General features: G+C 73.6%; 23 protein-coding genes. 12 read left to right on the forward strand and 11 right to left on the reverse strand.

Translation table 11 applies throughout. From position 1 onward, the window contains the following. The first annotated feature begins 30 nt into the window (after nt 1-30). Nucleotides 31-684 (forward strand): maleylpyruvate isomerase N-terminal domain-containing protein, encoded by a 654-nt coding sequence (locus ACF068_RS06570; RefSeq protein WP_392273041.1) that lies wholly within the window; start codon nt 31-33, stop codon nt 682-684. Nucleotides 685-744: 60 nt separating this feature from the next. Here the strand turns inward: ACF068_RS06570 and ACF068_RS06575 are convergent, their stop codons facing one another. From ACF068_RS06575 to ACF068_RS06585, 3 genes are all read right to left on the reverse strand, one after another. Further along, on the reverse strand, nt 745-1,035 hold the full coding sequence (locus ACF068_RS06575) for a hypothetical protein (protein WP_392273042.1): 291 nt from the start codon (nt 1,033-1,035) through the stop codon (nt 745-747). Between the two features lie 140 nt (nt 1,036-1,175). Beyond that, complete coding sequence (locus ACF068_RS06580; RefSeq protein WP_392273043.1) at nt 1,176-1,511, reverse strand: YnfA family protein; 336 nt, start codon at nt 1,509-1,511, stop codon at nt 1,176-1,178. Nucleotides 1,512-1,812: 301 nt separating this feature from the next. Continuing rightward, complete coding sequence (locus ACF068_RS06585) at nt 1,813-2,931, reverse strand: FAD-dependent oxidoreductase (protein ID WP_392273044.1); 1,119 nt, start codon at nt 2,929-2,931, stop codon at nt 1,813-1,815. Nucleotides 2,932-2,984: 53 nt separating this feature from the next. On the opposite strand from ACF068_RS06585, the gene ACF068_RS06590 reads away from it, so the two are divergent. The 3 genes from ACF068_RS06590 (at nt 2,985) to ACF068_RS06600 (ending at nt 4,691) form a co-directional block, all read left to right on the forward strand. Continuing rightward, nucleotides 2,985-3,677 carry a TetR/AcrR family transcriptional regulator gene (locus ACF068_RS06590; protein WP_392273045.1) on the forward strand — a complete coding sequence of 231 codons (693 nt, stop codon included), beginning with the start codon at nt 2,985-2,987 and terminating at the stop codon, nt 3,675-3,677. Between the two features lie 79 nt (nt 3,678-3,756). Continuing rightward, a complete protein-coding gene (locus ACF068_RS06595; protein ID WP_392273046.1) occupies nt 3,757-4,227 on the forward strand; it encodes a hypothetical protein in 471 nt (156 codons plus the stop codon). Next, nucleotides 4,227-4,691, forward strand: a complete 465-nt coding sequence (locus ACF068_RS06600) for a hypothetical protein (protein ID WP_392273047.1) — start codon at nt 4,227-4,229, stop codon at nt 4,689-4,691. Before ACF068_RS06595 ends, ACF068_RS06600 begins: the two co-directional genes overlap by 1 nt. Before the next feature lie 65 nt (nt 4,692-4,756). On the opposite strand, the gene ACF068_RS06605 is transcribed toward ACF068_RS06600, so the two are convergent. Beyond that, entirely contained in the window at nt 4,757-5,275 is a 519-nt protein-coding gene (locus ACF068_RS06605; protein ID WP_392273048.1) for an SRPBCC family protein, read from the reverse strand. A gap of 63 nt (nt 5,276-5,338) precedes the next feature. Here ACF068_RS06605 and ACF068_RS06610 point away from each other — a divergent pair, with 63 nt between their 5' ends. Together ACF068_RS06610 and ACF068_RS06615 are read left to right on the forward strand one after the other, a co-directional pair. After that, the gene (locus tag ACF068_RS06610; protein ID WP_392273049.1) at nt 5,339-5,920 is read left to right on the forward strand and encodes a TetR/AcrR family transcriptional regulator; all 582 of its coding nucleotides are present in this window, start codon (nt 5,339-5,341) and stop codon (nt 5,918-5,920) included. A 157-nt stretch (nt 5,921-6,077) separates the two neighbouring features. Further along, on the forward strand, nt 6,078-6,338 hold the full coding sequence (locus tag ACF068_RS06615) for a hypothetical protein (protein WP_392273050.1): 261 nt from the start codon (nt 6,078-6,080) through the stop codon (nt 6,336-6,338). A gap of 120 nt (nt 6,339-6,458) precedes the next feature. On the opposite strand, the gene ACF068_RS06620 is transcribed toward ACF068_RS06615, so the two are convergent. Together ACF068_RS06620 and ACF068_RS06625 are read right to left on the reverse strand one after the other, a co-directional pair. Next, entirely contained in the window at nt 6,459-6,674 is a 216-nt protein-coding gene (locus ACF068_RS06620) for a ferredoxin (protein ID WP_392273051.1), read from the reverse strand. 5 nt (nt 6,675-6,679) lie between these two features. Then, the gene (locus ACF068_RS06625) at nt 6,680-7,873 is read right to left on the reverse strand and encodes a cytochrome P450 (RefSeq protein ID WP_392273052.1); all 1,194 of its coding nucleotides are present in this window, start codon (nt 7,871-7,873) and stop codon (nt 6,680-6,682) included. A gap of 126 nt (nt 7,874-7,999) precedes the next feature. Between ACF068_RS06625 and ACF068_RS06630 the strand changes: the two genes are divergently transcribed. From ACF068_RS06630 to ACF068_RS06645, 4 genes are all read left to right on the forward strand, one after another. After that, nucleotides 8,000-8,740 (forward strand): TetR/AcrR family transcriptional regulator, encoded by a 741-nt coding sequence (locus tag ACF068_RS06630; protein ID WP_392273053.1) that lies wholly within the window; start codon nt 8,000-8,002, stop codon nt 8,738-8,740. Between the two features lie 116 nt (nt 8,741-8,856). Continuing rightward, complete coding sequence (locus ACF068_RS06635) at nt 8,857-10,572, forward strand: protein kinase (protein ID WP_392273054.1); 1,716 nt, start codon at nt 8,857-8,859, stop codon at nt 10,570-10,572. 184 nt (nt 10,573-10,756) lie between these two features. After that, nucleotides 10,757-11,479 (forward strand): NPP1 family protein, encoded by a 723-nt coding sequence (locus ACF068_RS06640; protein ID WP_392273278.1) that lies wholly within the window; start codon nt 10,757-10,759, stop codon nt 11,477-11,479. Nucleotides 11,480-11,535: 56 nt separating this feature from the next. Further along, nucleotides 11,536-11,928, forward strand: a complete 393-nt coding sequence (locus tag ACF068_RS06645) for a hypothetical protein (protein ID WP_392273055.1) — start codon at nt 11,536-11,538, stop codon at nt 11,926-11,928. Between the two features lie 69 nt (nt 11,929-11,997). Here the strand turns inward: ACF068_RS06645 and sigJ are convergent, their stop codons facing one another. Both sigJ and ACF068_RS06655 read right to left on the reverse strand, forming a co-directional pair. Further along, nucleotides 11,998-12,876, reverse strand: a complete 879-nt coding sequence (sigJ, locus tag ACF068_RS06650) for an RNA polymerase sigma factor SigJ (RefSeq protein ID WP_392273279.1) — start codon at nt 12,874-12,876, stop codon at nt 11,998-12,000. A gap of 332 nt (nt 12,877-13,208) precedes the next feature. Further along, complete coding sequence (locus tag ACF068_RS06655; RefSeq protein WP_392273056.1) at nt 13,209-14,441, reverse strand: serpin family protein; 1,233 nt, start codon at nt 14,439-14,441, stop codon at nt 13,209-13,211. Nucleotides 14,442-14,588: 147 nt separating this feature from the next. Between ACF068_RS06655 and ACF068_RS06660 the strand changes: the two genes are divergently transcribed. Beyond that, nucleotides 14,589-15,497: a YwqG family protein gene (locus tag ACF068_RS06660; RefSeq protein ID WP_392273057.1), complete on the forward strand. Its 909-nt coding sequence runs from the start codon at nt 14,589-14,591 to the stop codon at nt 15,495-15,497. 203 nt (nt 15,498-15,700) lie between these two features. Beyond that, the gene (locus ACF068_RS06665) at nt 15,701-16,891 is read left to right on the forward strand and encodes a cytochrome P450 (protein WP_392273058.1); all 1,191 of its coding nucleotides are present in this window, start codon (nt 15,701-15,703) and stop codon (nt 16,889-16,891) included. 48 nt (nt 16,892-16,939) lie between these two features. On the opposite strand, the gene ACF068_RS06670 is transcribed toward ACF068_RS06665, so the two are convergent. The 3 genes from ACF068_RS06670 to ACF068_RS06680 all read right to left on the reverse strand — a co-directional run bounded on the left by ACF068_RS06670 (nt 16,940) and on the right by ACF068_RS06680 (nt 21,015). Beyond that, nucleotides 16,940-18,721, reverse strand: coding sequence for an alpha/beta fold hydrolase (locus ACF068_RS06670; RefSeq protein WP_392273059.1), 1,782 nt, complete (start codon nt 18,719-18,721; stop codon nt 16,940-16,942). A gap of 83 nt (nt 18,722-18,804) precedes the next feature. After that, on the reverse strand, nt 18,805-19,371 hold the full coding sequence (locus ACF068_RS06675; RefSeq protein WP_392273060.1) for a TetR/AcrR family transcriptional regulator: 567 nt from the start codon (nt 19,369-19,371) through the stop codon (nt 18,805-18,807). 126 nt (nt 19,372-19,497) lie between these two features. Beyond that, a complete protein-coding gene (locus ACF068_RS06680; RefSeq protein ID WP_392273061.1) occupies nt 19,498-21,015 on the reverse strand; it encodes an APC family permease in 1,518 nt (505 codons plus the stop codon). Between the last annotated feature and the right edge of the window lie 22 nt (nt 21,016-21,037).

Below are 21,037 nucleotides of genomic sequence, written 5' to 3' on the forward strand. Positions count from 1 at the left end.
TGGGGGACACGGCGCTGCTAGCTTGCGGCCGTGGACCTCTTCTCACGCTCCTGGACAGCCCTGCTCGAAGCGGTCGCCGACCTCCCGGACGAGGACTTCGCCCGGCCGTCCGGCTGCACCGGCTGGCTCGTCCGGGACCTGGTGTGCCACCTGGTCATCGACGCCCAGGACGTGCTGATCACGCTCGCCACCCCCTCCGACGCCGAACCGACCCGGGACGCGGCGACCTACTGGAACGTGGTCGAGGCCCCGACGGGCGACGACCCGCTGGACGCGCTGACGGTGCGTCTGGCCGCCGCGTACGAGGAGCCGGGACTGCTCAAGTTCCACCTCAACGACGTCGGTTCGGCGGCAGGCCGCGCCGCCGGGCTCGCGGACCCCGGCGCCCGGGTCGCCACCCGCGACGTGGTGCTCACCGCGGGCGACTACCTCTCCGCCTACGTCCTGGAATGGACGCTGCACCACCTCGACCTGATCGCGCACCTCCCGGACGCGGCGGGCCCGCCCGCCGAAGGGCTCGCCCGGTCACGCGCGTTGCTGGAGCGGATCGCGGGCGATGCGCTCCCCCCTGCGTTCTCCGACAAGGACGCGCTGCTGATCGGCACCGGGCGGCGGGCCCCGACGGAGGCCGAGCGGTCCCGACTGGGCGACCTGGCAGGGATTTTCCCGCTGGTCATCGGCTGATCCGGGCGGCCGCATACCGGGGTCGCCGCCCACATGCGTCAGACCGGCGGCCTCGGACTGTCAGCCGTCGGCCCCCGGGACCCAGTGGTGGTGCACCGGCAGGATCCTGGGACCGTTCCCCGTGTCCGGCCAGCCGAGTTCGGTGGCCACCGGCATCATCTTCTCGACGAACGCGTTCATCTGCTGCTCGGTCTCCCACAGGTCGAAGACCTCCAGACCGCCGTCCGTCGGCACGCACGCGTGGGACAAGCAGCCGTCGAAGACTCCGGGTATCTCCTGGAGCCTGGCGTTGAGGGCGTCGTACTGGTCCGTGGTGACACCGGGGGCCACGGCGTGGACGAAGATCGCCATGGTGGGACCCTCCTCGTGTGGCGGGCAGGACCTCCCGTGCCGCCCCTGTGGCGGTATCCCGCCCCACCTTCCAGCACACCATGTACGCCCGGGGACGGCATCCCGCCCGCACGATGCTGGGCGCGGTGGACGAAAGCAGGTCAGTGGCTGCGGGGCGCGTACATGATCACGGCCATCCCGGCGAGGCAGACCAGGGCGCCGATGACGTCGAAGCGGTCGGGGCGGTAGCCGTCGGCGGCCATGCCCCAGGCGATCGACCCGGCCACGAAGATCCCGCCGTACGCGGCGAGGACGCGGCCGAAGTCGTCGTCGTGCTGCCAGGTCGCCACGACGCCGTAGAGACCGAGGGCGATGACGCCGGCGCCGATCCAGATCCAGCCCTTGTGCTCGCGGATGCCCTGCCACACCAGCCAGGCGCCGCCGATCTCGAAGAGGGCGGCGACGACGAACAGGGCAAGGGAACGAGCGACAGTCATAGCGGCTGACCCTACCGGCGGCCCCCGCTCGTGACCTTCGGCGGGACGGCCGGCTTCCGGCAGCCGCCCCACCACCGCCCCGGCCCCGGCCCCGGCGCCGACGACCCCGGCCGCGATCAGGCGGACCCGGTCCTCCACGCCTCTCCGCCGGCCAGGTCCGGCGCGGCGGAGCGGCCGCGGCCTCGACAGCGAGGTCAGCCGCTCGGCGAACAGCGCGTCCCACTCGGCGACCCGCAGGGGCCACTCCTTGGTGGGCAGGGTGCAGGACCGCGGCGCCCACCCAAGATCTCGCGCTCGGCAGTCAGGATGCCTGGACCTGGTCGAAGAGAGCGAGAGCTTCGGCGGGGTCCGGACTCACGAGGCGTTCCAGACCGGCCGTCGTGATCTCCGCCCACCTGCCGGCCCGTGCCCACATCTGCTCCTCGAAGGCGCGGACGGCCTCGTCCAGATCTTCAGGGCCGGTGGCGATGGACTCGGCGAGTTCGGCGCCCTCCAGCATCGCGAGGTTCGCGCCCGCCCCCAGTGGGGGCATCAGATGGGCGGCGTCGCCCAGGAGCGTCACCCCGGGGACATGGGTCCAGGTGTGGGACACGGGCAGGACGAAGAGGGGGCGGTGGACGAAAGCGGTGCCGTGGCGGAGGAGGTCGAGGACGGGAGCGGCCCAGCCGTCGAACAGCGCCAACAGACTCGATCGGACGGCTTCGGCGTTGGCCGGGTCCAGGTCCCTGTGCCAGTCCAGCGGCGCGCGGAACTGGGCGTACACCTTGACGTGGCCGCCGCTGTTGCGCTGGGCGACGAGAGCTCGGTTCACCCCGTACGCGGCCACGGAACCGTCGCCGATCAGCCGGGCGAGGCCGGGGTGGCGGGTGTCGACGTCGTCGAGGGAGGTTTCGACATAGGTGACGCCGGTGTAGTGCGGCATCACCGACGAGACTGCCGGGCGCGTCCGGGACCAGGCGCCGTCGGCGCCGACCACGAGGTCGAACGTCTCCTGTCGCCCGTCCGCGAAACGGACTGCCACACCCTCCCGGCTCCCTGGCACCACCTGCGTCACGCTCCGCCCCCACCGGACGTCGAGAGGGCCGAGCAGCAGGTCACGGAGTTGCCCGCGGTCGATCTCGGGATTGGCCCGGTCATCCGGACGGGGTCGCCAGTCGCGCAGGACGGTGCCGTCCGCGTCCAGGATGCGCATGGCCTGCCCCTCGGGGCGGGACAGCGCCCGGAACTCCGACAGCAGCCCCGCCTTGTCCAGCGCGAGCTGGCCCAGCCCCTCGTGCAGGTCCAGCGTGCCGCCCGGGGGGCGGACGTCAGGGCCGGGATCGCGTTCGAGGACGGCGACGGGGTAGCCGTGGCGGCGCAGGACACGGGCGAAGGTAAGCCCTCCAGGGCCGCTGCCGACCACAGCGATACGATGTCTCATGGCGATACACTGTATTGCCCCAAACGATGTATCGCAGCAGAACGGTGTGAACCATGAGTGTGTGGGACCGGCCGGAGCCGCCGACTCGCCCCGTGCCGCTCGACCGGGAGCGGATCGTTGCCGCCGCCATCGCGCTGGCCGACGAGGGCGGGCTGGACGGGGTGTCGTTGCGCAAGGTCGCCGCCCGGCTGAATGCGGGCCCGATGCGGCTGTACGGATACATCTCCACCAAGCAGGAGCTGTTCGACCTCATGGTGGACGAGGTCTACGCCGAGATCCTCCCCCCAGAGCCGCCCGGTGACTGGCGTGAGGCGCTGCGTACCCTCGCCCACCGCACCAGAGACGCCGCTCTCCGGCACCAATGGCTGGCCGACCTGCTTGGTGGCCGCCCGGCCCTGGGACCGAACGCCCTCGCCGTGGGCGAGGCCACGCTGGCCGCCCTGGACAGCCTCACCGACATCGACACCGCCATGCGCGCGGTGGAGACCGTCGGTGCCTACTTCACCGGCGCGATCAGGCGCGAGATCGCGAACCTGCGGGCCGAGCGCGCCACGGGACTGTCGAAGCACGACTGGCAGCGCGCCTCCGGCCCGCATCTGACAAGGATGTTGGCCACCGGTCGCTTCCCGGCGCTGACCAAGGCCGTGTACGACGGCACGGACGTGGACGCTGAGGCATCCTTCGCAACCGGCCTGGACTGGGTCCTCGACGCCGTGGCCGCCAAACTCGCCCGGCCGCCGGCATGACGCTCAGTCCTTGTTCCCTACCAGTCTCAAGTCCCGTAAGGGGTTGGCGGTACGCGCGGCGGGTCCTACCGTCGTCCTGATGGAGATCGCCTTCCGGAAGCTGCCGGACAACCAGCACGACATCCTGGTCCGTGCCCGCAGGGGACCCGACGTGCGGCTGCCCGCACAGCCCACGGGTCCGTCCATGCCGCACGACCTGGTGCACGCCGTGGTCGAGACGGCCCTGGGCCTGGACGACGGGTTCTGGGGCGCGATGGCGCGGGGTGCGACCTTCCAGGGCTTCGAGCTCGTCGAGCCCGGCCGCCACCGCCGCTCGGGGCTGAAGGCGCTGCGCCGCGGAGGCGACGCCGTGATGGCCGCCGAACTGTCCGTGAACTGGGCGTACCGGGTGTGGCGCGGCCTGCCCACCGAGGGCCGGGGCGTGGGCCGCGCGCCCCTGGGCCCGGAGGCCGTGGCGCGCACGGGCCCGCCCCTGGACGCCGCGGCCGCCCGCTGGGCGGCCCTCGCCGAGGGCGCGTCACTGGTGTGGCGCTGGGGCAGGGACCGCTAGTGGGGGAGCGCGGCGAGTTCCGGCCGCTGGTCGTCGGCATGCTCGTGGCCGCGTCGCTGGCGGGCTGTTCGGCGCCCGACGACGTACGTCCGCCGGCACCGGAGGGTAGGACCTGTCCCGCGGTGCCGGCGGAGGCCGGGTGGTGCTTCGACGAGCGGCTGTACGAGGAGTACCCGCCCAAGGGGGACATCGACATCGTCTTCGGCATCCTCAGCGAGTACCGGGTCGGTGAGCCGGTCGACCTCCGTCTCCGGGTCACCAACCGCACGCCTGCGACGTGCCGGTACGAGTTCGAGGTCGAGAGCAAGGGCTTCGCCGACGGGGAACCGGCCGGCTTCACCGTCGTGGTGCCGTACGAGGTACCCCCGTCCGCGACACGGGAGTTGGTGCGGCGCACCCCCGTGGTGAAGGACCCCCATCCGCTCTTCGAGGTGGACGACGTCTACCGCCGCTGCCGCCCCTAGGTCGTGTCCGCGCCGTATCGGCGACCGCCCGGAGGACGGGCCGGGCGAGACTTCGCGGACACGACCTAGGACCCCTGGGCGTGGTCCCGGCGGGCGAGCGGGGTGGCCAGGAAGTGGAGCAGGCGGACGTACGGTGACCAGCGGGCGGGCCGGGAGACCCGGCCGGTGCAGGCGAGTTCGGCCCGGTCGAGAGCGTCCTCCAGGCAGGCGTCGTGCATCGGACGCCAGGCCAGCGGCCAGGTGAGGCGCGTCGGGCCGCCGGTCGTCATCGCCAGGGTGTGGTGCAGCAGCGTGTGTTCGGGATCGACCGGCAGGACGGCCAGTTCGTGGAAGCCGTGGAAGCCGCGCGGCCCGGTGAACCGGAAGCGGATCCAGCGCTTGGGCGCGTACCCGGAGACGGTGTAGCGGACGGGGCCGTGGCCGCCGACCGCGCCCACGCCGAGCGGCCGGTCGAACCTCATCGGCGGCCAGGGGCGGCCGGGCCACAGCAGGTCGTCCTCTCCGCTCGCCAGGGAGTCCAGGAGGGCTCCCACCTCGTCCTGCCCGGCGCTCAGCAGGCGTTCGTGCACGTTGTAGACGGCCATGCGGCCCCCTCTCCACAATATTGGAGACTGTCCTCCAATATTGTGGAGAGTACTCTCTGTTTCATGGCGCGACCACCCCGGTTCGACACCGGCCAACTCCTCGACGCCGCGGTCCGTCTCGCGGCGGCCGGCGGTCCGGCCGCGGTCACCATGTCGGCGGTCGCCCAGGCCGTCGGCGCGCCGAGCGGCTCCGTCTACCACCGTTTCGCCGGGCGCCCGGCGCTCCTCGCCGAGGTGTGGCTGCGGACCGTGGAGCGTTTCCAGGAGGGGTACGCCGCCGTCCTCGACGGTGAGCCCGACCCCCACCGGGCGGCATGCCGGGCCTCCCGGTTCGTGGTGTCCTGGAGCCGCCGGAACCCCGAGGAGGCCGCCCTCCTCCTGCACGGCCCGGCCGAGTTCGGCAGGGCCGACTGGTCCGCGGACCACACCCGCCGCGCCGATGCCGGGAACGAGCGGGTGTTCGCCCGGCTCGGCGTCCTGGCGGAAGCCCTGGGCGCCATGGGCGATCACGACCGGGACCGTGTCGTCCTCGCCCTCGTCGATCTGCCGCTCTCCCTGGTCCGCCGCCACCTCCGCGCGGGCACGCCGCTGCCGCCGTACGCCGAGGACCTCGCCGAGGAGAGCACGGCCGCGCTGCTGGCCTGAACCCGGCGCCCGGGCCGGGCCGTAGCCCGTACGGGCCGTGTCGCCGTGGGGCGGGGCGCGGGTCCGGGTGGGCTACGTCGCCGTGTGCGGGCGCGGGAACGCTTCGATACTGGCCGCGCGGGGCCCCGACGGGGCGCCATGACGAAGGAGTGCTGACGTGAACCAACCGGCGGGCCGGGAATCCGGATGCCAGATGATGAAACGCATCGCCAAGGAGCTCAAGGCGAGCATTCGTGCCGCCGAGGGCCACGCGGACGAGCTGTCGCGCCGTATCGCCGAGCTGGAGGCGCAGCCCGGTCCCGAGGTCGAGCTGGAGATCACCGCCCTGGCGAAGGCGCGGGAAGCCATCGAGAAGAAGATCGCCGAGGAGCACGCCTCCCTCTCCACGCTGGAGGACGTGATCATCGAGAACTGCTGACACGCGTGTCCGGCGCCCTTTGCGGCCCGACCCGCGGCCGGCCTCCCCAGCCCCGGGGGCCGGCCCCACCCCGCCGGCCCCCTGACCGGCCGCCCCCCGAACCGGCCCCCGGCGCCCGTCCTACAGTCGCGGCCCGATGAGGCGCGCTCCGTCGAGGACGGTGATGGCCGCCGCCGGGCACGAGTCCGCGGCGTCCAGGGCACGCTCGTCCGCGCCGATCTCCTCACGCACCGGTTCGGCGCGCTCACCCTCCAGGCGGTACAGCTCGGGGGCGAGCGCGGCGCACATCCCCGAGCCCAGGCACTGCTCCCGGTCGATCCGGGTCGTCCACGACATCCGGCTCACCAGCCCACCGGCATCTCGCGCGGCCCCCGCACCAGCATCTGGTTCTTCCACACCACGTCGCCCGCGAGGTGCAGCGTCGGGAAGCGGGTGATCAGGGCGCTCAGCGCCTCCTGGAGCTCCAGGCGCGCGAGGGGCGCGCCGAGGCAGTGGTGGACGCCGTGGCCGAACCCGAGGTGCTGTACTCCGGTGCGGGTGATGTCCAGCGTCCCCGGCGCGCCGAACTTGAGCGCGTCGCGGTTGGCGGCCCCCACCGCGACGAGCACCGGCTCCCCGGCGCGCACGAGCGTGCCGCCCACCTCGACGTCCTCCTTGGCGTACCGGGGGAAGGCCGCCGCGCTGCCCAGCGGGACGAAGCGCAGCAGCTCCTCGACGGCACCGGCGACGAGCTCCGGCCGTGCGCGCAGCAGGGCGAGCTGGTCGGGGTGGTCGAGCAGGGCGTACAGGAAGTTGGGGATCTGGCTGGCGGTGGTCTCGTGCCCGGCGACCAGGATCCCCACGCACAGGTCGACCAGTTCCAGCTCGGTCAGGCGGTCGCCGGTGTCCCGGGCCTCGATGAGGCCGGTCATCAGATCGGGGCGGGGACGGTCCCGGTGGTCCTTGATCAACTCGCCCATGTAAGCCCGGAGTTCCTCGCGGTTGCGGGTCGCCTCCTCGGCGGTCAGGGAGCTGGTCGACAGGGCGGCGTCGCTCCAGACGCGGAACTTCGGGCGGTCCTCCTCCGGCACGCCCAGCATCCGGCAGATCACGGCCACCGGGATGGGCAGCGCGTAGTGCTCCACGAGGTCCACGGGCGGGCCCATGGCCTCCATCCGGTCGAGGAACCCGTGCGCCAGCTCCCGCACCTGCGGGCGCTGCTTCTCCACCTGGTGCACGGTGAAGGCCTTCGCCACGAGGGTCCGCAGCCGGGTGTGTCCGGGCGGGTCCATGCTGAGGATGCCGGCGTCCTGCTGCGCCGCGGACTGGCGGGGCTCGTCGTGCTCCAGCGCGTCGGCCCGGCTGAAGCGCCGGTCGCCGAGGACGAGCCGGGCGTCCGCGTACCGCGTGGCCAGCCAGGCGGGCTCGCCGTACGCCATGCGGACGCGTAAGAGGCCGGGGTGCTCCAGCGCCTCCGCGTAGGCCTCGGCCAGGTCCAGTCCTTCGGGCTCGTTGAACGGGTAGGCCAGCGGGGGCTGCTCGTGCGTGGCGGTCATGGGGAACCTCCCAGGTGTAAGCGGCTGCTTACCAACCTAGAGTTGGGCTTCCGGGCGGTCAACGGGGCCTCGAGCGCGGGCTGGTGGGCGCGGCGCCGGACGAACAGGGGGTGGCAGGTGGTGGCCATGAAGGCGGACGACGAGGCAGGGCCGTCGCGCGGGGGACCGTGGGTGCGGCCGGCTCCGCCACCGGCAGCGGACGACGACGGTGCACCGCCGCCGGACGGCGCCCCGGCCCGGCAACGGCCCCCGGGCGGTGGCGCCCCGGCCGGGGAGCGGCCCCCGGACCGCGCCTCGACCCGGGAGCGGTTGCTCGCGGCCGCGTCCGGCCTGTTCGCGGAGCGCGGCTACGAGCGCGCCACCGTACGGGACATCGCCTCCCGCGCCCGGGTCAACCAGGCGCTTCTCTTCCGCCACTTCGGTTCGAAGCGTGCCCTCTTCGGCGAGGTGGTGTCACGCGACGGGACGGAACAGCTACGGAACACCCCGCCGGAACGGCTCGTGGAGACGGTACTGACGAGCATGCTCGCCCCGCCCGCGCTCGACGGCGGCGGCGGTTCCAGCCGCTCCCTGGAGACCCTGCTGCGGTCGGTCGGCGCGGGGGACGAGGTGTCCGCGGCCGTCACCGCGCTGGGGGACGACTACGCCCGGGCCCTGGCCACCCTGAGCGACGCCGACGACAACGGCCTGCGCGGGGACCTGGCCCTGTCCTGGCTCCTCGGCATCGGCCTCATGCGGGTGGTCGTGGGCAAGCGACCGCTGGCGGACGCGGACGCCGGCGAGGTGAGCCGCCTGGTGGTCGGCACTCTCGGCGGGCTGCTCGACGGTATGGCACCGCCCCGGGACCGGGGCGCCGGCCAGGACTGACGCCGGCCGATGCCGGTGGCTCCCGGAACCCCGGGCAGGGCTCCGCGTACCCCTGCCCGCCGTCCGGACGGCGCGTCGCGGCCCCTGGCGGACAGGAGTTCACCTTGTGCCGGACCGTGGAACCCCTACGCTGGATCACCGACACGACGGCGTCCTCGGGGGTGCGGATGCAACGCGGCGAGCTGGTGGCGGGCCGGTACGAACTCGTGGAACGGCTCGGCCGGGGCGGCATGGGCGACGTGTGGGCGGGACGGGACCGCACACTGCGCCGGGACGTGGCCGTCAAACTGCTGGTGCTCGACGCCACGGTGCCGCCGGACCTGCCCCACCGCTTCGAGCGGGAAGCCGTGGCCGCCGCGCAGATCAACCACCCGAACGTGGTCGCCCTGCACGACTTCGGGGTGCACGAGGACCTGCTCTACCTCGTCATGGAGCGGGTCGAGGGCGCCACGCTGGCCGCGCACCTCGGTGACCGGGGCCCCATGGAGCCGGCCCGCGCGCTGGAGGTCGCCCAGCAGATCTGCGAGGCGCTCGCCGCCGCGCACCGGGCCCGTGTCATCCACTACGACATCAAGCCCCACAACGTGATGCTGACCCGGGACGGACGGGTGAAGGTGGTGGACTTCGGCATCGCCGGCTTCGTCCACCTGCCCTACACCCTCGTCCCCTCCGAGCAGCTCGCCCCGGCGGGCACTCCGGAGTACGGGGCGCCGGAGCAGTTCCTCACGGAACGCGGGGACGAACGCTCGGACCTGTACGCCCTCGGCAGCGTCCTGTTCGCCCTGCTCACCGGCCGTCCGCCCGTGACCGGTCCCAACGGTTACGCGGTCATGCGCCGCAAGCTCGACGAGGAGGCGCCCTCCCTCGGCACGTTCCGCCCCGACCTGCCGCCGGACCTGATCCGGCTGGTCGCCGACCTGTTGCGACGCGATCCGGCCCGCCGCCCGCCGACGGCGGAAGCGGTGGAATACCGGCTCCGACGCCTGCGCGCCACGACCGGCGCGCCGGGGACCTCCGGCACCGCCGGCGACACCGGGGAACGGACCCGCACCCCCACCGGTACCCACACCCGCCGCATCCCGACCTCCGGCACCCCCAACCGGACCCCCGTGCCCACCTCGTCCCGCACCCCCACGCCCACCGAGCCGATCCGGCCGGGCGAGGAACCGTTCGACATCACCTGGAGCGTCAAGGACCGCTCCACCGTCGGCCCGCGTCCCCGCTACGGACCGGCGCTCGCGTGCGCCTGGATCGTGGCCCTGGTCCTCGCGACCGCCGTACTCTCCCGGGACTACTTCCCCCCTGACGGCGCCGCCCTGCGCAAGGCGTACGAGGAGGACGACGATCCGGTGCTCGGCACGGTCTTCCTGCTCGTCGTCGCGCTCTCGATCGCCACCGTGACCACCGTCGCGGGCGCGCTGCGCCGGCGCCTCCGCAACGGCCGCGCCACCGCCTGGTCCCTCCGGATCGGCCCGCAGGGCATCGTCACCACGGACGCGTCCGCCGCCACGACCGCCACCGGCCCGACGGGCCGCCACGCCATCGCCTGGGACCGGGTCCGCATGGTCACCCTGGAGGACGTCCGGGCGGGCGTACCCCGACGGAGCACCGGGCTCCATGTCCGCTTCACCCCCGACGCCCCCGCGCAAGCCCCCGGCCGTCCGGCGGGCTGGAACGGCCCGCTCCCCCTCCGCCCCCGGGCGGACGGCAGCGTCCCCCTGTGCGTGCTCGGCCCCCTCACGGCCGAGCAGCGCTCCGCGCTCACCGACGCCCTCGGCCACTACGCCGGCCCTCGCTGGCGCCCCGAGATCGGCCGCCTGGGGGACGCCTGACGGGAAAGCGGCTTTTGGGAAGCGGCTTTCCGGAGAGAGCCCGTCACGCGGACGGCCCATGACTTGACGTGTCTGCGACATACGGATAGTCCAAGGGGGCATCCATGGAGTCGCTCCGGAGAGGCCTTCCTTGTCCCACAGACCGAGAACGCGCCGGGCCGCCGTCATCGCCGCCACCACCGTCATGCTGCTCGCCGGCTTCCCCGGCAGCGCCCACGCCGCACCGCCCCGTGCCCTGCCCGGTGACGCGAGCGCGCTGGAACGGGCCTTCCAGCCCGCGTACGACTACGACAAGGACGGCTGCTACGCCACGCCGGCCATCGGCCCGGACGGCACCGTGTCCCCCGGTCTGAAGCCGTCCGGCACCGTGAGCGGACAGTGCCGGGACGCGTCGGACCTCGACAACACGAACGGGTACGCCCGCGCCCTGTGCAGCGACGGCTGGTGCGCCGTGATGTACGACCTGTACTTCGAGAAGGACCAGGCCGTCTGGGGCAGCGGACTCGGCGGGCACCGCCACGACTGGGAGCACGTCGTCGTCTGGGTCCGCGACGGCACCGCCCAGTACGTCGCCACGTCCGCCCACGGGAAGTTCTCCGTCCACGGGCGGGACCGGATCCGCTGGGACGGGAGCCACCCCAAGATCGTCTATCACAAGGACGGGGTGAGCACGCACTGCTTCCGGCCCGCCTCGGCGAACGACGAACCGCCGGAGAACCACCGCGGCACCTGGCAGTACCCCGACCTGGTCGGCTGGGAGGGCTACCCGCCCGGCGTGCGGGACCGCCTCGTCCAGGCCGACTTCGGCTCGGCCAGCTTCGGCCTGAAGGACACCGCCTTCCGCTCCCTGCTCACCAAGGCGAAGCCGGCCGGCATCACGTTCGATCCGCCCGCCGTGCGGGGGTGAGGAGAGGGACGGCCGGCCGCGCCGGCCCGGCCGGCCGTGCCGTTAGGGTTCCTCCCATGAGTGAGCCGGTGCTGCGCGCGATCGAATGGGACGGGACGAGCTGGGACGACCCGTCGGAGGACCGTCTCCACGACCTGCTGGCCGACATGAACCTCACCTGGCGGTTCGTCATCGTGCGGCGTCTCGACCGGGAGCCCGCCGACCAGCACTACATCCAGGTCGGGCTCAACGACGACCTGAGCTACCAGGTGGAGTTCCGGGACGGGGGACCCGACAGCCACTTCCAGGCGCGGGTCCCCCGGGACCACGGTGTCTTCTCGCTGGAACCCGTGGCCAAGGTGGTCCAGGACTGGGCCTTCGGGCGCCCGGGGTGGCGCGAGGCCCTTCCGTGGACGCCCTGGCCGTCCACGGAGCCTGCCCCGCCTCCACCGGCGGGGCCGCCCGCGTGAGCGGTGGCCTCCTGAGCGGTCGTGCGTGCCGGGCCGCGACACCGTCCGCGTACCGGTGCCGGCCGGCCCTCAGACCGCCGTCCACGGGCGGAGCTTCTCCGGGTTGAGCACGGCCCACACCCGCCGGATCCGGTCGCCCGCGAAGTCGAACGCCATCACCGAGACCGTGACGCCGTCCAGTTGGGCCACCAGCCCGGGCCGGCCGTTGACCGTGCGCTCCACGAGCGTCACCGCGGGCGCGGCACCCGCCCGGTCGGCGAAGAAGCGGGCCACCTGTTCGGCGCCCTCGACCGGCCGGGGCGCGGCCGTCACGAGGCCGCCGCCGTCCCCGGTCGCCGTGGCGTCGGGGGCCAGCAGGCCGATGAGGGCGTCGACGTCCCGTGCTTCCCAGGCTCGCTTGAACGCCCGGACGACATCGGCGTGCCCGCCCGTCACGGCCGGGCCGGGCGTGGCCGCGCCGACCCGGCGGCGGGCGGACGAGGCCAGTTGGCGGCACGCCGCCGGAGTGCGGCCGACGATCCCGGCCACCTCGGGGAAGGGGTAGCGGAAGACGTCGTGCAGGACGAACGCGACCCGCTCCGCCGGGGTCATCGCCTCCAGGACGACGAGGAAGGCCATGGTCACCGACTCGTCGAGGGTGACCTGGTCGGCCGGGTCGACGGTCCCGGCCCCCGCCCGCCCGCTGATCCACTCCGTACGGTCCGGCAACGGCTCGGGAATCCATTCCCCCACGTAACGCTCGCGTCTGACCCGCGCCGAACCGAGCAGGTCGAGGCAGATCCGTCCGGCGACGGTCGTCAGCCAGGCTCCCGGCGAGTCGATGGCCCGCCGCTCCTCCGGTGACCTCGCGTACCAGCGTGCGAAGGTCTCCTGGACCACGTCCTCGGCATCGGCGAGCGATCCGGTCAGCCGGTACGCGAGGTTGGTCAGATGACGCCGCTCGGCCATGAGCACGCTGAGCTCCGGTTCGGAACGGCCGCCGCGTGCCCGCTCGGAACCGGACGGGGACGCGGGGCCGGACCCGGACCCGGGCCGGGACTCGCACGCGGGCCGGGATTCGCACGCGGGCTCGGACGCGGACGCGGGCTCGGACGGGTGGGGCATGGTGACACCGGCTCCTTCGGACGTGGTCTCTCGCTCCTGACGTCCCTTACGACGATCCGTGGCGTCCCTCTGTGAGGCCGGCGGTACGTCACCGGGGCGGTACGTCACCGCTCAGCACCACCGACCACCGGCCCCCGTGGTTCCGGGGCGGGCCGGCGGGCCCGGTGTGCCGGCCGTCAGTGGTCGTCCTCGTCCCAGGAGTCGTCGCCGTGCTCGCCGAACCCGGTGAACGGGAGCGGGTCCACCACCCAGCCGGCGCTCAGTACCAGGCGCGAGGTGCGGTGGACGGCCAGGAAGGCGAAGGGCCGGTCGAAGGTGACCTCGACGACCCGGACCGAGTACCGAGGGGGCCGGGGCGCACCCCCGGCCACGGCTCCCAGGGCCGTCACGGAGGCCGCTTCGAAGCCCTCGGCGTCGAAGACGGCGAGGGCGGTGTGGCCGGCCGTGCCGACCGCCAACGGCTCGGGCCCGATGCCGGGGAAGTGGCCACGGCTCGGGTCCGAAGCCGTCGACAGACCGAACGGGGCGGGCCGTCGCAGCAGGTCGTGGCGCGCCTCGACGCGGAACGGCACGGTCAGGACCTGGAGTTCGGGCTCGGGGGTCTGCCGGCGCTGCGTGTACACCAGGACGCCCGGGCCCGGCGCGCCATCGGCGAGCCGGTCGCCGGGCACCGGTGAGCCGGCGCCGGTGAGCGTGCCGATCCCGTGGCACAGGACCCGGTCGGGCGGCATGCCGTCGGCACCCATGCACAGGTGCACGTCGACGTCGGTGGTGCCGAGCACCTTGAGCACGGTCAGGGGACCGTCCAGGGTGTCCGCCACGGCCACCCGGTCCAGGACCGAGGTGGTCCGGCACAGTCCGCGGAGGGCGCGTCCCCGCCACGGACCGGTGTCGCACTCCACCACTGTCTCGACGAACGGCCGGAGCCAGCGGGTCCGCAGCGTCTGGGCCGCCGCCAGCACCAGCTCGGTGTCCTTCTCGATCCGCACGGGCATGTCGCTGACCAGGCCGCCGGTGGCCTCGGCGACCCAGGCGTCGAGGCGCTCCCGGTCGGCCGCCTGATCGCCGAGGAACGTACCGTGCGTACCGGCCGGCAGCCCCGCCGTCCAGGCCGCGTCCAGCGGGAAGCCGGCCCGGGTCCACAGTCCCAGTGCCGTCCGCGTGCCGCGGAGCGACCCCAGGGCCTCGATGAAGCACCGCGCGGCTCCGGCCGCCTCGGCCGCCGGCAGCCCCACCGCGTCCTCCAGCTCGTCACGCGCCGGTCCGTCGGCGGCGGACGCCAGGAAGCCGAGCAACGGCCAGAGCGTCGCGGCGGACAGGGCGGCACCTTCCGGGGCCGCACCACCGCCCGCCGCCCACCGCGCGGTGAGCCGGTTGACGGCGCGTACGGAGCGTGCTGCGGGCTGCATGGTGTCTCCCCCGGATCGTGTGGGGCGGCAGGCCCAACTCCGGCCCCGGTCACGCCCGGTCGCGTCCGCCCCGGCGACACCTTAATCGCACGGGCGGGCTCCACGCCGGTGGGCCGGTTGACAGTGGGGCAGTGCATCATCGGTGCCATGACACAAGGCACCACCGACGCGTTGAGCCGACTCGCCCGTGAACACCTGCCCGGCGAGATCGCCGAGCGCTGGACAGGCCTGCTGCGGCCGAGCATCCGGCTGGAGAAGAGCTCGGGACCGGGACCGGGACCGTCGGGGATTCCGGGTCCGGGTTCAGGTCCGGCTCCGGGAGCGGGTCCGGGCGCGGTCGTCGGACGGCTCGGCGGGCTGCCGCGGTTGCCGGAGGGCGAGGAGTGGCCCCAGTGGGAGGGGCACGGACCGCTCTCCTTCGTCGCCGCGCTCGACTGCGCCGCGCTCCCGTCCGCCGCCCTCGACGTGGCGCTGCCGGCCGGAGGCACGCTGCTCTTCTTCTACTTCGACGGGCAACTGGACGACGGGGAGGCGGTGGTCACCCCCGACGAACCCGACACCTGGGCGGGCGCGCGCGTGCTGTACGTGCCGGCGGGCGTCCCGGTCGCCGAGCGGCCCGTGCCCGGGGAGCTCGAACCGTACCCCGAGGTGGAGCTGACGGCCCGGGTGGAGCCGACCGCCCCGTACCTGCGGCATCCCGTGGTGCACCGCGAGTTCGGTCCGGAGCGGGACGGCCACCCGCTGTGGGGCGGGGCCTTCGAGGACGCGCTGTGGGACCACACCGGAGGCACGGAGCACCGGATAGGCGGCCATGCGACCCCGGTGCAGGACGCGGTGGAGCTCGAGGTCGCCCGCGGGGCCCTGGGCGGCCCGCCGTGGGACGACCCGCGCATCGGCGAGGAGGCTCTCCGCTGGGTGCTGCTCGCCCAGTTCGACTCGGACGACGACGCCGACATGATGTGGGGCGACTGCGGTGCCCTCTACTGGCTCATACGCCCCGAGGACCTGGCCGAACGCCGCTTCGAGCGGGCCCTTCTCACCTGGCAGTGCGGCTGAGAACCCGACCCCGCCCCGTCGCGTCCCGGCGGCTCCCGTGCATTGCAACGCTGGTTCCTCTCGTTGCCTTCACCCGCAGTGTCATTGCTTCAAATAACCGGCTCTGAACTGGGGTTACGCCCACAAGTCCGTTGACCGAATAGTGAACGCAACGTAGCTTTCGGGGTGCGTCAACGAGTGGCGCAACGAGGTGAGGAACAGTCATGAGCGAATCCCTCCACACCGTCACGTCGCTGCCGACGGAGCGACGACCCGGCTGCCCCTTCGACCCGCCGGCGGAGCTGGTCGACGCCGGGCGGCACGGCCCGATCAGCCGCTACACCCACCCCGGCGGGAAGCCCGGCCGGCTGATCACCGGACACGACCTCGTCAGGTCCGTCCTGGCCGACCCGCGGTTCAGCTCCCGCAAAGAACTGCTGAACGTGGTCGACTTCGAACTCCCCCCGGCGCCGCCGGGCGAGTTCCTGCTCATGGACGAACCCCGGCACAGCCGGTACCGCAAGCCGCTGGTGGGCAAGTTCACCGCACGGCGGATGCGGCTGCTCACCGAGCGGATCGAGCAGATCACCACCGACTGCCTGGACGCCATGGAGGAGGCCGGGCCGCCCACCGACCTGGTGACCGCGTTCGCCAAGCCCATACCCACCATCGTCATCTGCGAGCTCCTGGGCGTCCCCTACGAGGACCGGGAGTCCTTCCAGGAGCAGATCGACGCGTTCATGAACGGCGAGACGAGCGACGAGGACCTGGTCGCGGCCTACACCGCCACCCAGAACTACCTCGCGGAGCTGGTGGCCGCCAAGCGGGCGAACCCCACCGACGACGTGCTCAGCGAACTCACCGACAGCGACCTGACCGACGAGGAACTCCAGGGAATCAGCCTGATCCTGCTGGCGGCAGGGTTCGACACCACGGCGAACATGCTGTCGCTGGGCACCTTCGCGCTGCTCCAGCACCCCGCGCAACTGGCCGCGCTGCGCGCCGATCCCACGCTCATCGACGGGGCCGTGGAGGAACTGCTGCGGTACCTGAGCGTCGCCAAGTCGTTCATGCGGACCGCATTGGTGGACGTCGAGGTGGGCGGCCACACCATCGAGGCCGGGACGACGGTCGTCCTGTCGTACCACACCGCCAACCGCGACCCCGAGCGCTTCACCGACCCCCACGCCCTCGACATCCACCGGCGGGAAGGCGGGCACCTGGCCTTCGGCCACGGCATCCACCTGTGCCTCGGCCAGCAACTCGCCCGCGTCGAGATGCGGGTCGCGCTCTCCCGGCTGCTCCAGCGCTTCCCCACCCTTCGCCTGGCCGTACCGGCCGAGGACGTCGCCCTGCGCCCGGAGGCCGCGGACATCCACGGGGTGAAGAGCCTCCCCGTCACGTGGGACGCCTGACCGGAACCGGACCGTGCGGACACTCCTGGGGAGTGCGTGCGGACGCTCCTAGGGAGTGTGTTCCGGATCCCGCCCGGTGCGCCGGGCGGGGGCGCCGGGCGCCGGTGCGCCGGACGCGTCCAGGAGGATGCGGGCCACCTCCTCGGGGTGGGTCAGCTGCGGATAGTGCCCGGCGCCGGGGACGGTGAGGTGGACCGCCCCGCCGGCGGCCGGAAGACCGCACGCCAGGGGGTCCGCGGCGCCGGTCACGACAGTGACGGGCACCCGAACACCGGCCAGCTCCCGCCGCAGCGCGCCCTGCTGACGGCGGCCCGCCCGCAGTGCGGCCATGGTGCGCCGGGCGGTGCCCGGCCGGTGCAGGGCCGCCGCCGCGCTGTCGAGCGCGGGGCCCGCGGGGACGCCGAGACGGGAGGCGAGCCGGGCCGCGGACACCCGGCGCAGGGCCATTGGGGTCATCAGGTCGCGCACCCACCGGCGCGGCGCGTCCTGGAGGAACGCCGGGGCGACGAGGACCAGTCCGCCGATCCGCTCCGGGTGGCGTCGCGCGTAGCGTACGGCGGGCCCACAGGCGAGGGAGTGCGCCGTGAGGAGCGGACGGCTCGTCACCGGCTCCAGCAGTTCGGTGAGCCAGTGCTCCAGATCGGTGTCCGCCGGACCGGACCGGCCCAGGCCGGGCAGGTCGGCGGCGAGCGTAGGAGCGCCCAGGCGCGCGGACACCGGGGTCCACGACTCGGCGTCCAGCGGAAGGCCGTGCAGCAGCACGTGCGCCGGCATTCGCCGGTCTCCGGCGATCCAGGTGCGGCTGCCCGCGACACCCTGGTAGCCGTACGGCCCCGCCGGTGCGACGCCCCTGCCGAAGCGGGTCGCGACGAGGTGGTCGGCCCAGGTGCGCAGCACCTCCCCGACCGGCGGCGCGGCCAGGCCGTGGCTGCGGGCGAAGGCGTCCGCCGGGCCGGTCGGGTAGCGGTCGGCGGACAGGAACGAGAACGTCTCGGGGTCGGCACCCGTCAGGGCGCGCGGCAGCCGCCGCAGCAGCGGCACGGGGACGTGGCGGCGCGGCGCGCGCACCCCGGTGTGCTCGGCGACGAGCCGGAGCAGCGCGGGGAGTTCGGGGGTCGAGTCGTCGAGGATCCAGTAGTCCCGCCCGGCGGCGTCCGGGTCCTCGGGCAGGGCGGCGAGGAACCGCGCGACATGGTCGAGGGCCACGACCGGCAGGAAGGTGGCCGGCGTGCCGGGGACGGCGGGCATCCGGCCGTGCCACAGGTCGTCCACCAGGGAGGCCAGCCCGATGTACTGGCCGGGGCCCACCACGCTGGCGGGGTTCGCCACGGTGAGGGGAACGCCCAGTTCCGCGGCGCGGCGGCGGACCGCCGCGTCGCCCTCCCGCTTTGACGCCTCGTAGGCGCCCAGCCGGTCGTAGTCCTCCTCACCGCCGGGGGCGCCCACGCGGTAGCCGCTGAGGTGCACGAGTCGGCGCGGGGCGGGCCGTGCCGCGGTCCACTCGACGGCGTTGACCGCGCCGGTGACGTTCACGGCCCGCGCCTCGTCGGCACCGAGGCCGAAGGCGAAGCGGGCGGCGCAGTTGTACACGTCCCGGACGGCGGGCAGGGCGTCGGGCGCGAGGCCGAGGCCGGGGCGGGTGAGATCGACGCGGACGACGGTCAGGGCGCCGGTGTCCGCGCCCGCACGGGCCAGTGCTTCCACCAGCGGCTCGGCGGACCCGCGTACGGCGGCGGCCACCCGCCGTCCCCGGCGGAGCAGTTCGGCGACGAGTGCGCGTCCGACGAAGCCGGAGGCTCCGAGGACGAGGGTGTCGGCGGAGGAGGACATGGCTCACTCACTTTCAGTAGACCGATCTATATATTTTTGGGTCCGGAAAACGCCCACCCGAAGGTGGGCGGGGGAGCGGGGGGTCAGGTCAACAGGGTGAGCGCGCGGGCCGCCCGTTCCAGCGGGTCGCGGCTGCGATGGGCCCTCGCCAGCAGCAACGCCCCCTCGATCAGGGCGAGGACGGCCGTGGCGGCCGTCTCCGGGGAAGCATGGCCGTCGGCGGCGAGCCGCTCGGTCAAGGTCGCCTCCCACGAGCCGTACACCTCGGAACAGGCCCGCTGGAGCGCGGGGTTGCCGGCGGCCATCTCCAGGGCGACGGTCGCCACCGGGCACCCCTTGTGCCAGTCCGACGCCTCCAGCCGGTCGCCGAGGACCTTCAGGAGCGCGGCGAGCGTCTCCGCCGTACCGGCCGCGCCGGAGTCGTGCTCCAGGCCGGCCAGGAGCGCCGAGACCTCCTCGCCACCCCGGCGGACGGCTTCCTCGACCAACTGGTCCTTGCCGCCGGGGAAGTGGAAGTACAGCGACCCCTTCGGGGCGCCGCTCGCGGCGACGACCTGGTTGAGCCCCGCGTGGTGATACCCGCCCGCCTCGATGAGGTGCTGCGTGGCGTCCAGGAGTTTGCCGCGGGTCTCCTCGCCCTTCTGTCCCATGCCGAAAAAATAGACCGGTCGTCTTATTTTGGCAAGCGCTCGCGGGACCGGCGCGACGCCGCCGCCCCGCCGCCCCGCCGCCGCGACCGCCGGAGCTCCCCACCCGCTCTTACGGCGGCGGGCACGTCACCCGTTCCGGCCCCGGGCCGGCCGGGCCCGGTGCCCGTCCTCCGGAGCGGCCACGCCGGGGCGCTCGCGCCAGTACACGCCCGAGACCCGGCGCCACACCAGCATCACCAGCACGCCGGTGACCAGGATGCCCAGCGCGATGACGAGCGGCGGGCCGAGACCGAACCAGTCGGTGCCGCTGTAGCTCTTCTCGGGTTCCGCCATGTCGATGACCGCCTCGGCCAGCAGCCACACCAGCAGCAGCGAGCCGACGACCGGCCCCGCGCCGATGAACAGGAAGCCCCGGACGCTCTCCGTCAGACGGCGCCGGTAATAGACCGCGCAGGCCACGCCGGTGAGCGCGTAGTAGAAGGCGATGAGCAGGGACAGGGCCGTCAGCGAGTCGAACAGGGCGTTGGCGCTGATCCGGTTGACCACCAGGTACCAGGCGATGGCCACGGCCGCGACCCACCAGGTGCTGGTGTGCGGGGTGCGGAACCGGGGGTGGACGCGGGCGAGCCGGCCGGGCAGCGCCCCCCGGCGGGCCATGGACAGCACCGTACGGGAGGCCGGGATGATCGTGGTCTGGGTGGACGCCACCGCGGAGGTGGAGACGGCCAGCAGCACGATCCAGTCCCACCCGCCCATCACGTCCTCGGCGAGCAGGCCGAAGACGTACTCCTCCTCGCCGGCGTTCTCGACGAGGAAGGCCGTTCCGGCATAGGCCACCACGGCGAACGCGACCGACACGTACGTCACCAGCAGCACGACGGTCGACCACACGCCCGCCCGGCCCGGCGCGCTGGTGGGGTCCTTGACCTCCTCGGTCAGGTTGACCGCCGACTCCCAGCCCCAGTAGGTGAAGACGCCCAGCAGCAGCCCGCCCGTCAGCGCCGCGCCCCCGGCGCCGAACGGGTTCAGCCAGGCCGCCGCGGGGGTGGCCGACCCGGGCGCCGCGCTCCCGGCGTACACGCGGTACAGCGCCACGACCGCGAACACCAGCAGGCAGGCGACCTGCGCGAGGATGAGCACGTTCTGCACCTTGGCCGAGACCTCGGTGCCGATGACGCACACCGCCGTCATCACCAGGATGAGCAGCACGGACAGACCTTGGCGTACGGCGTCGTTCCCGGCCGCGCCGTCCAGGCCGACGGTGAGCAGACCGAAGGTCACCGCCACGTCGGCGAGCGACCCCACGACCAGCACACCCGTCATCGCCACCGCCCAGCCGGCGAGCCACCCGGCCCACGGCCCCATCGCCCGGGTCACCCAGGAGAAGGTCGTGCCGCAGTCCGGGTCCACCTTGTTGAGGTAGTAGAACGCCGACGCGATCAGCAGCATCGGCACGAAGGACGCGACCAGGACGCCCGGGGCGTGGACGCCGACGAGCGCGACGATCGGGCCGATGACCGCCGCCAGGGAGTAGGCGGGGGAGGTGGAGTTGAGTCCGATGACGAGCGCGTCGGTGAAACCGATCGCACCGGCCTTGAGACCGGCGGGCGGATCCGCGCCCGTGTCCGTGTCCTCGTCCTTCATCTTCCCTCGCTTCCGGGGTGTG

Source organism: Streptomyces sp. NPDC016309 (assembly GCF_043077235.1).
GTDB lineage: Bacteria > Actinomycetota > Actinomycetes > Streptomycetales > Streptomycetaceae > Streptomyces.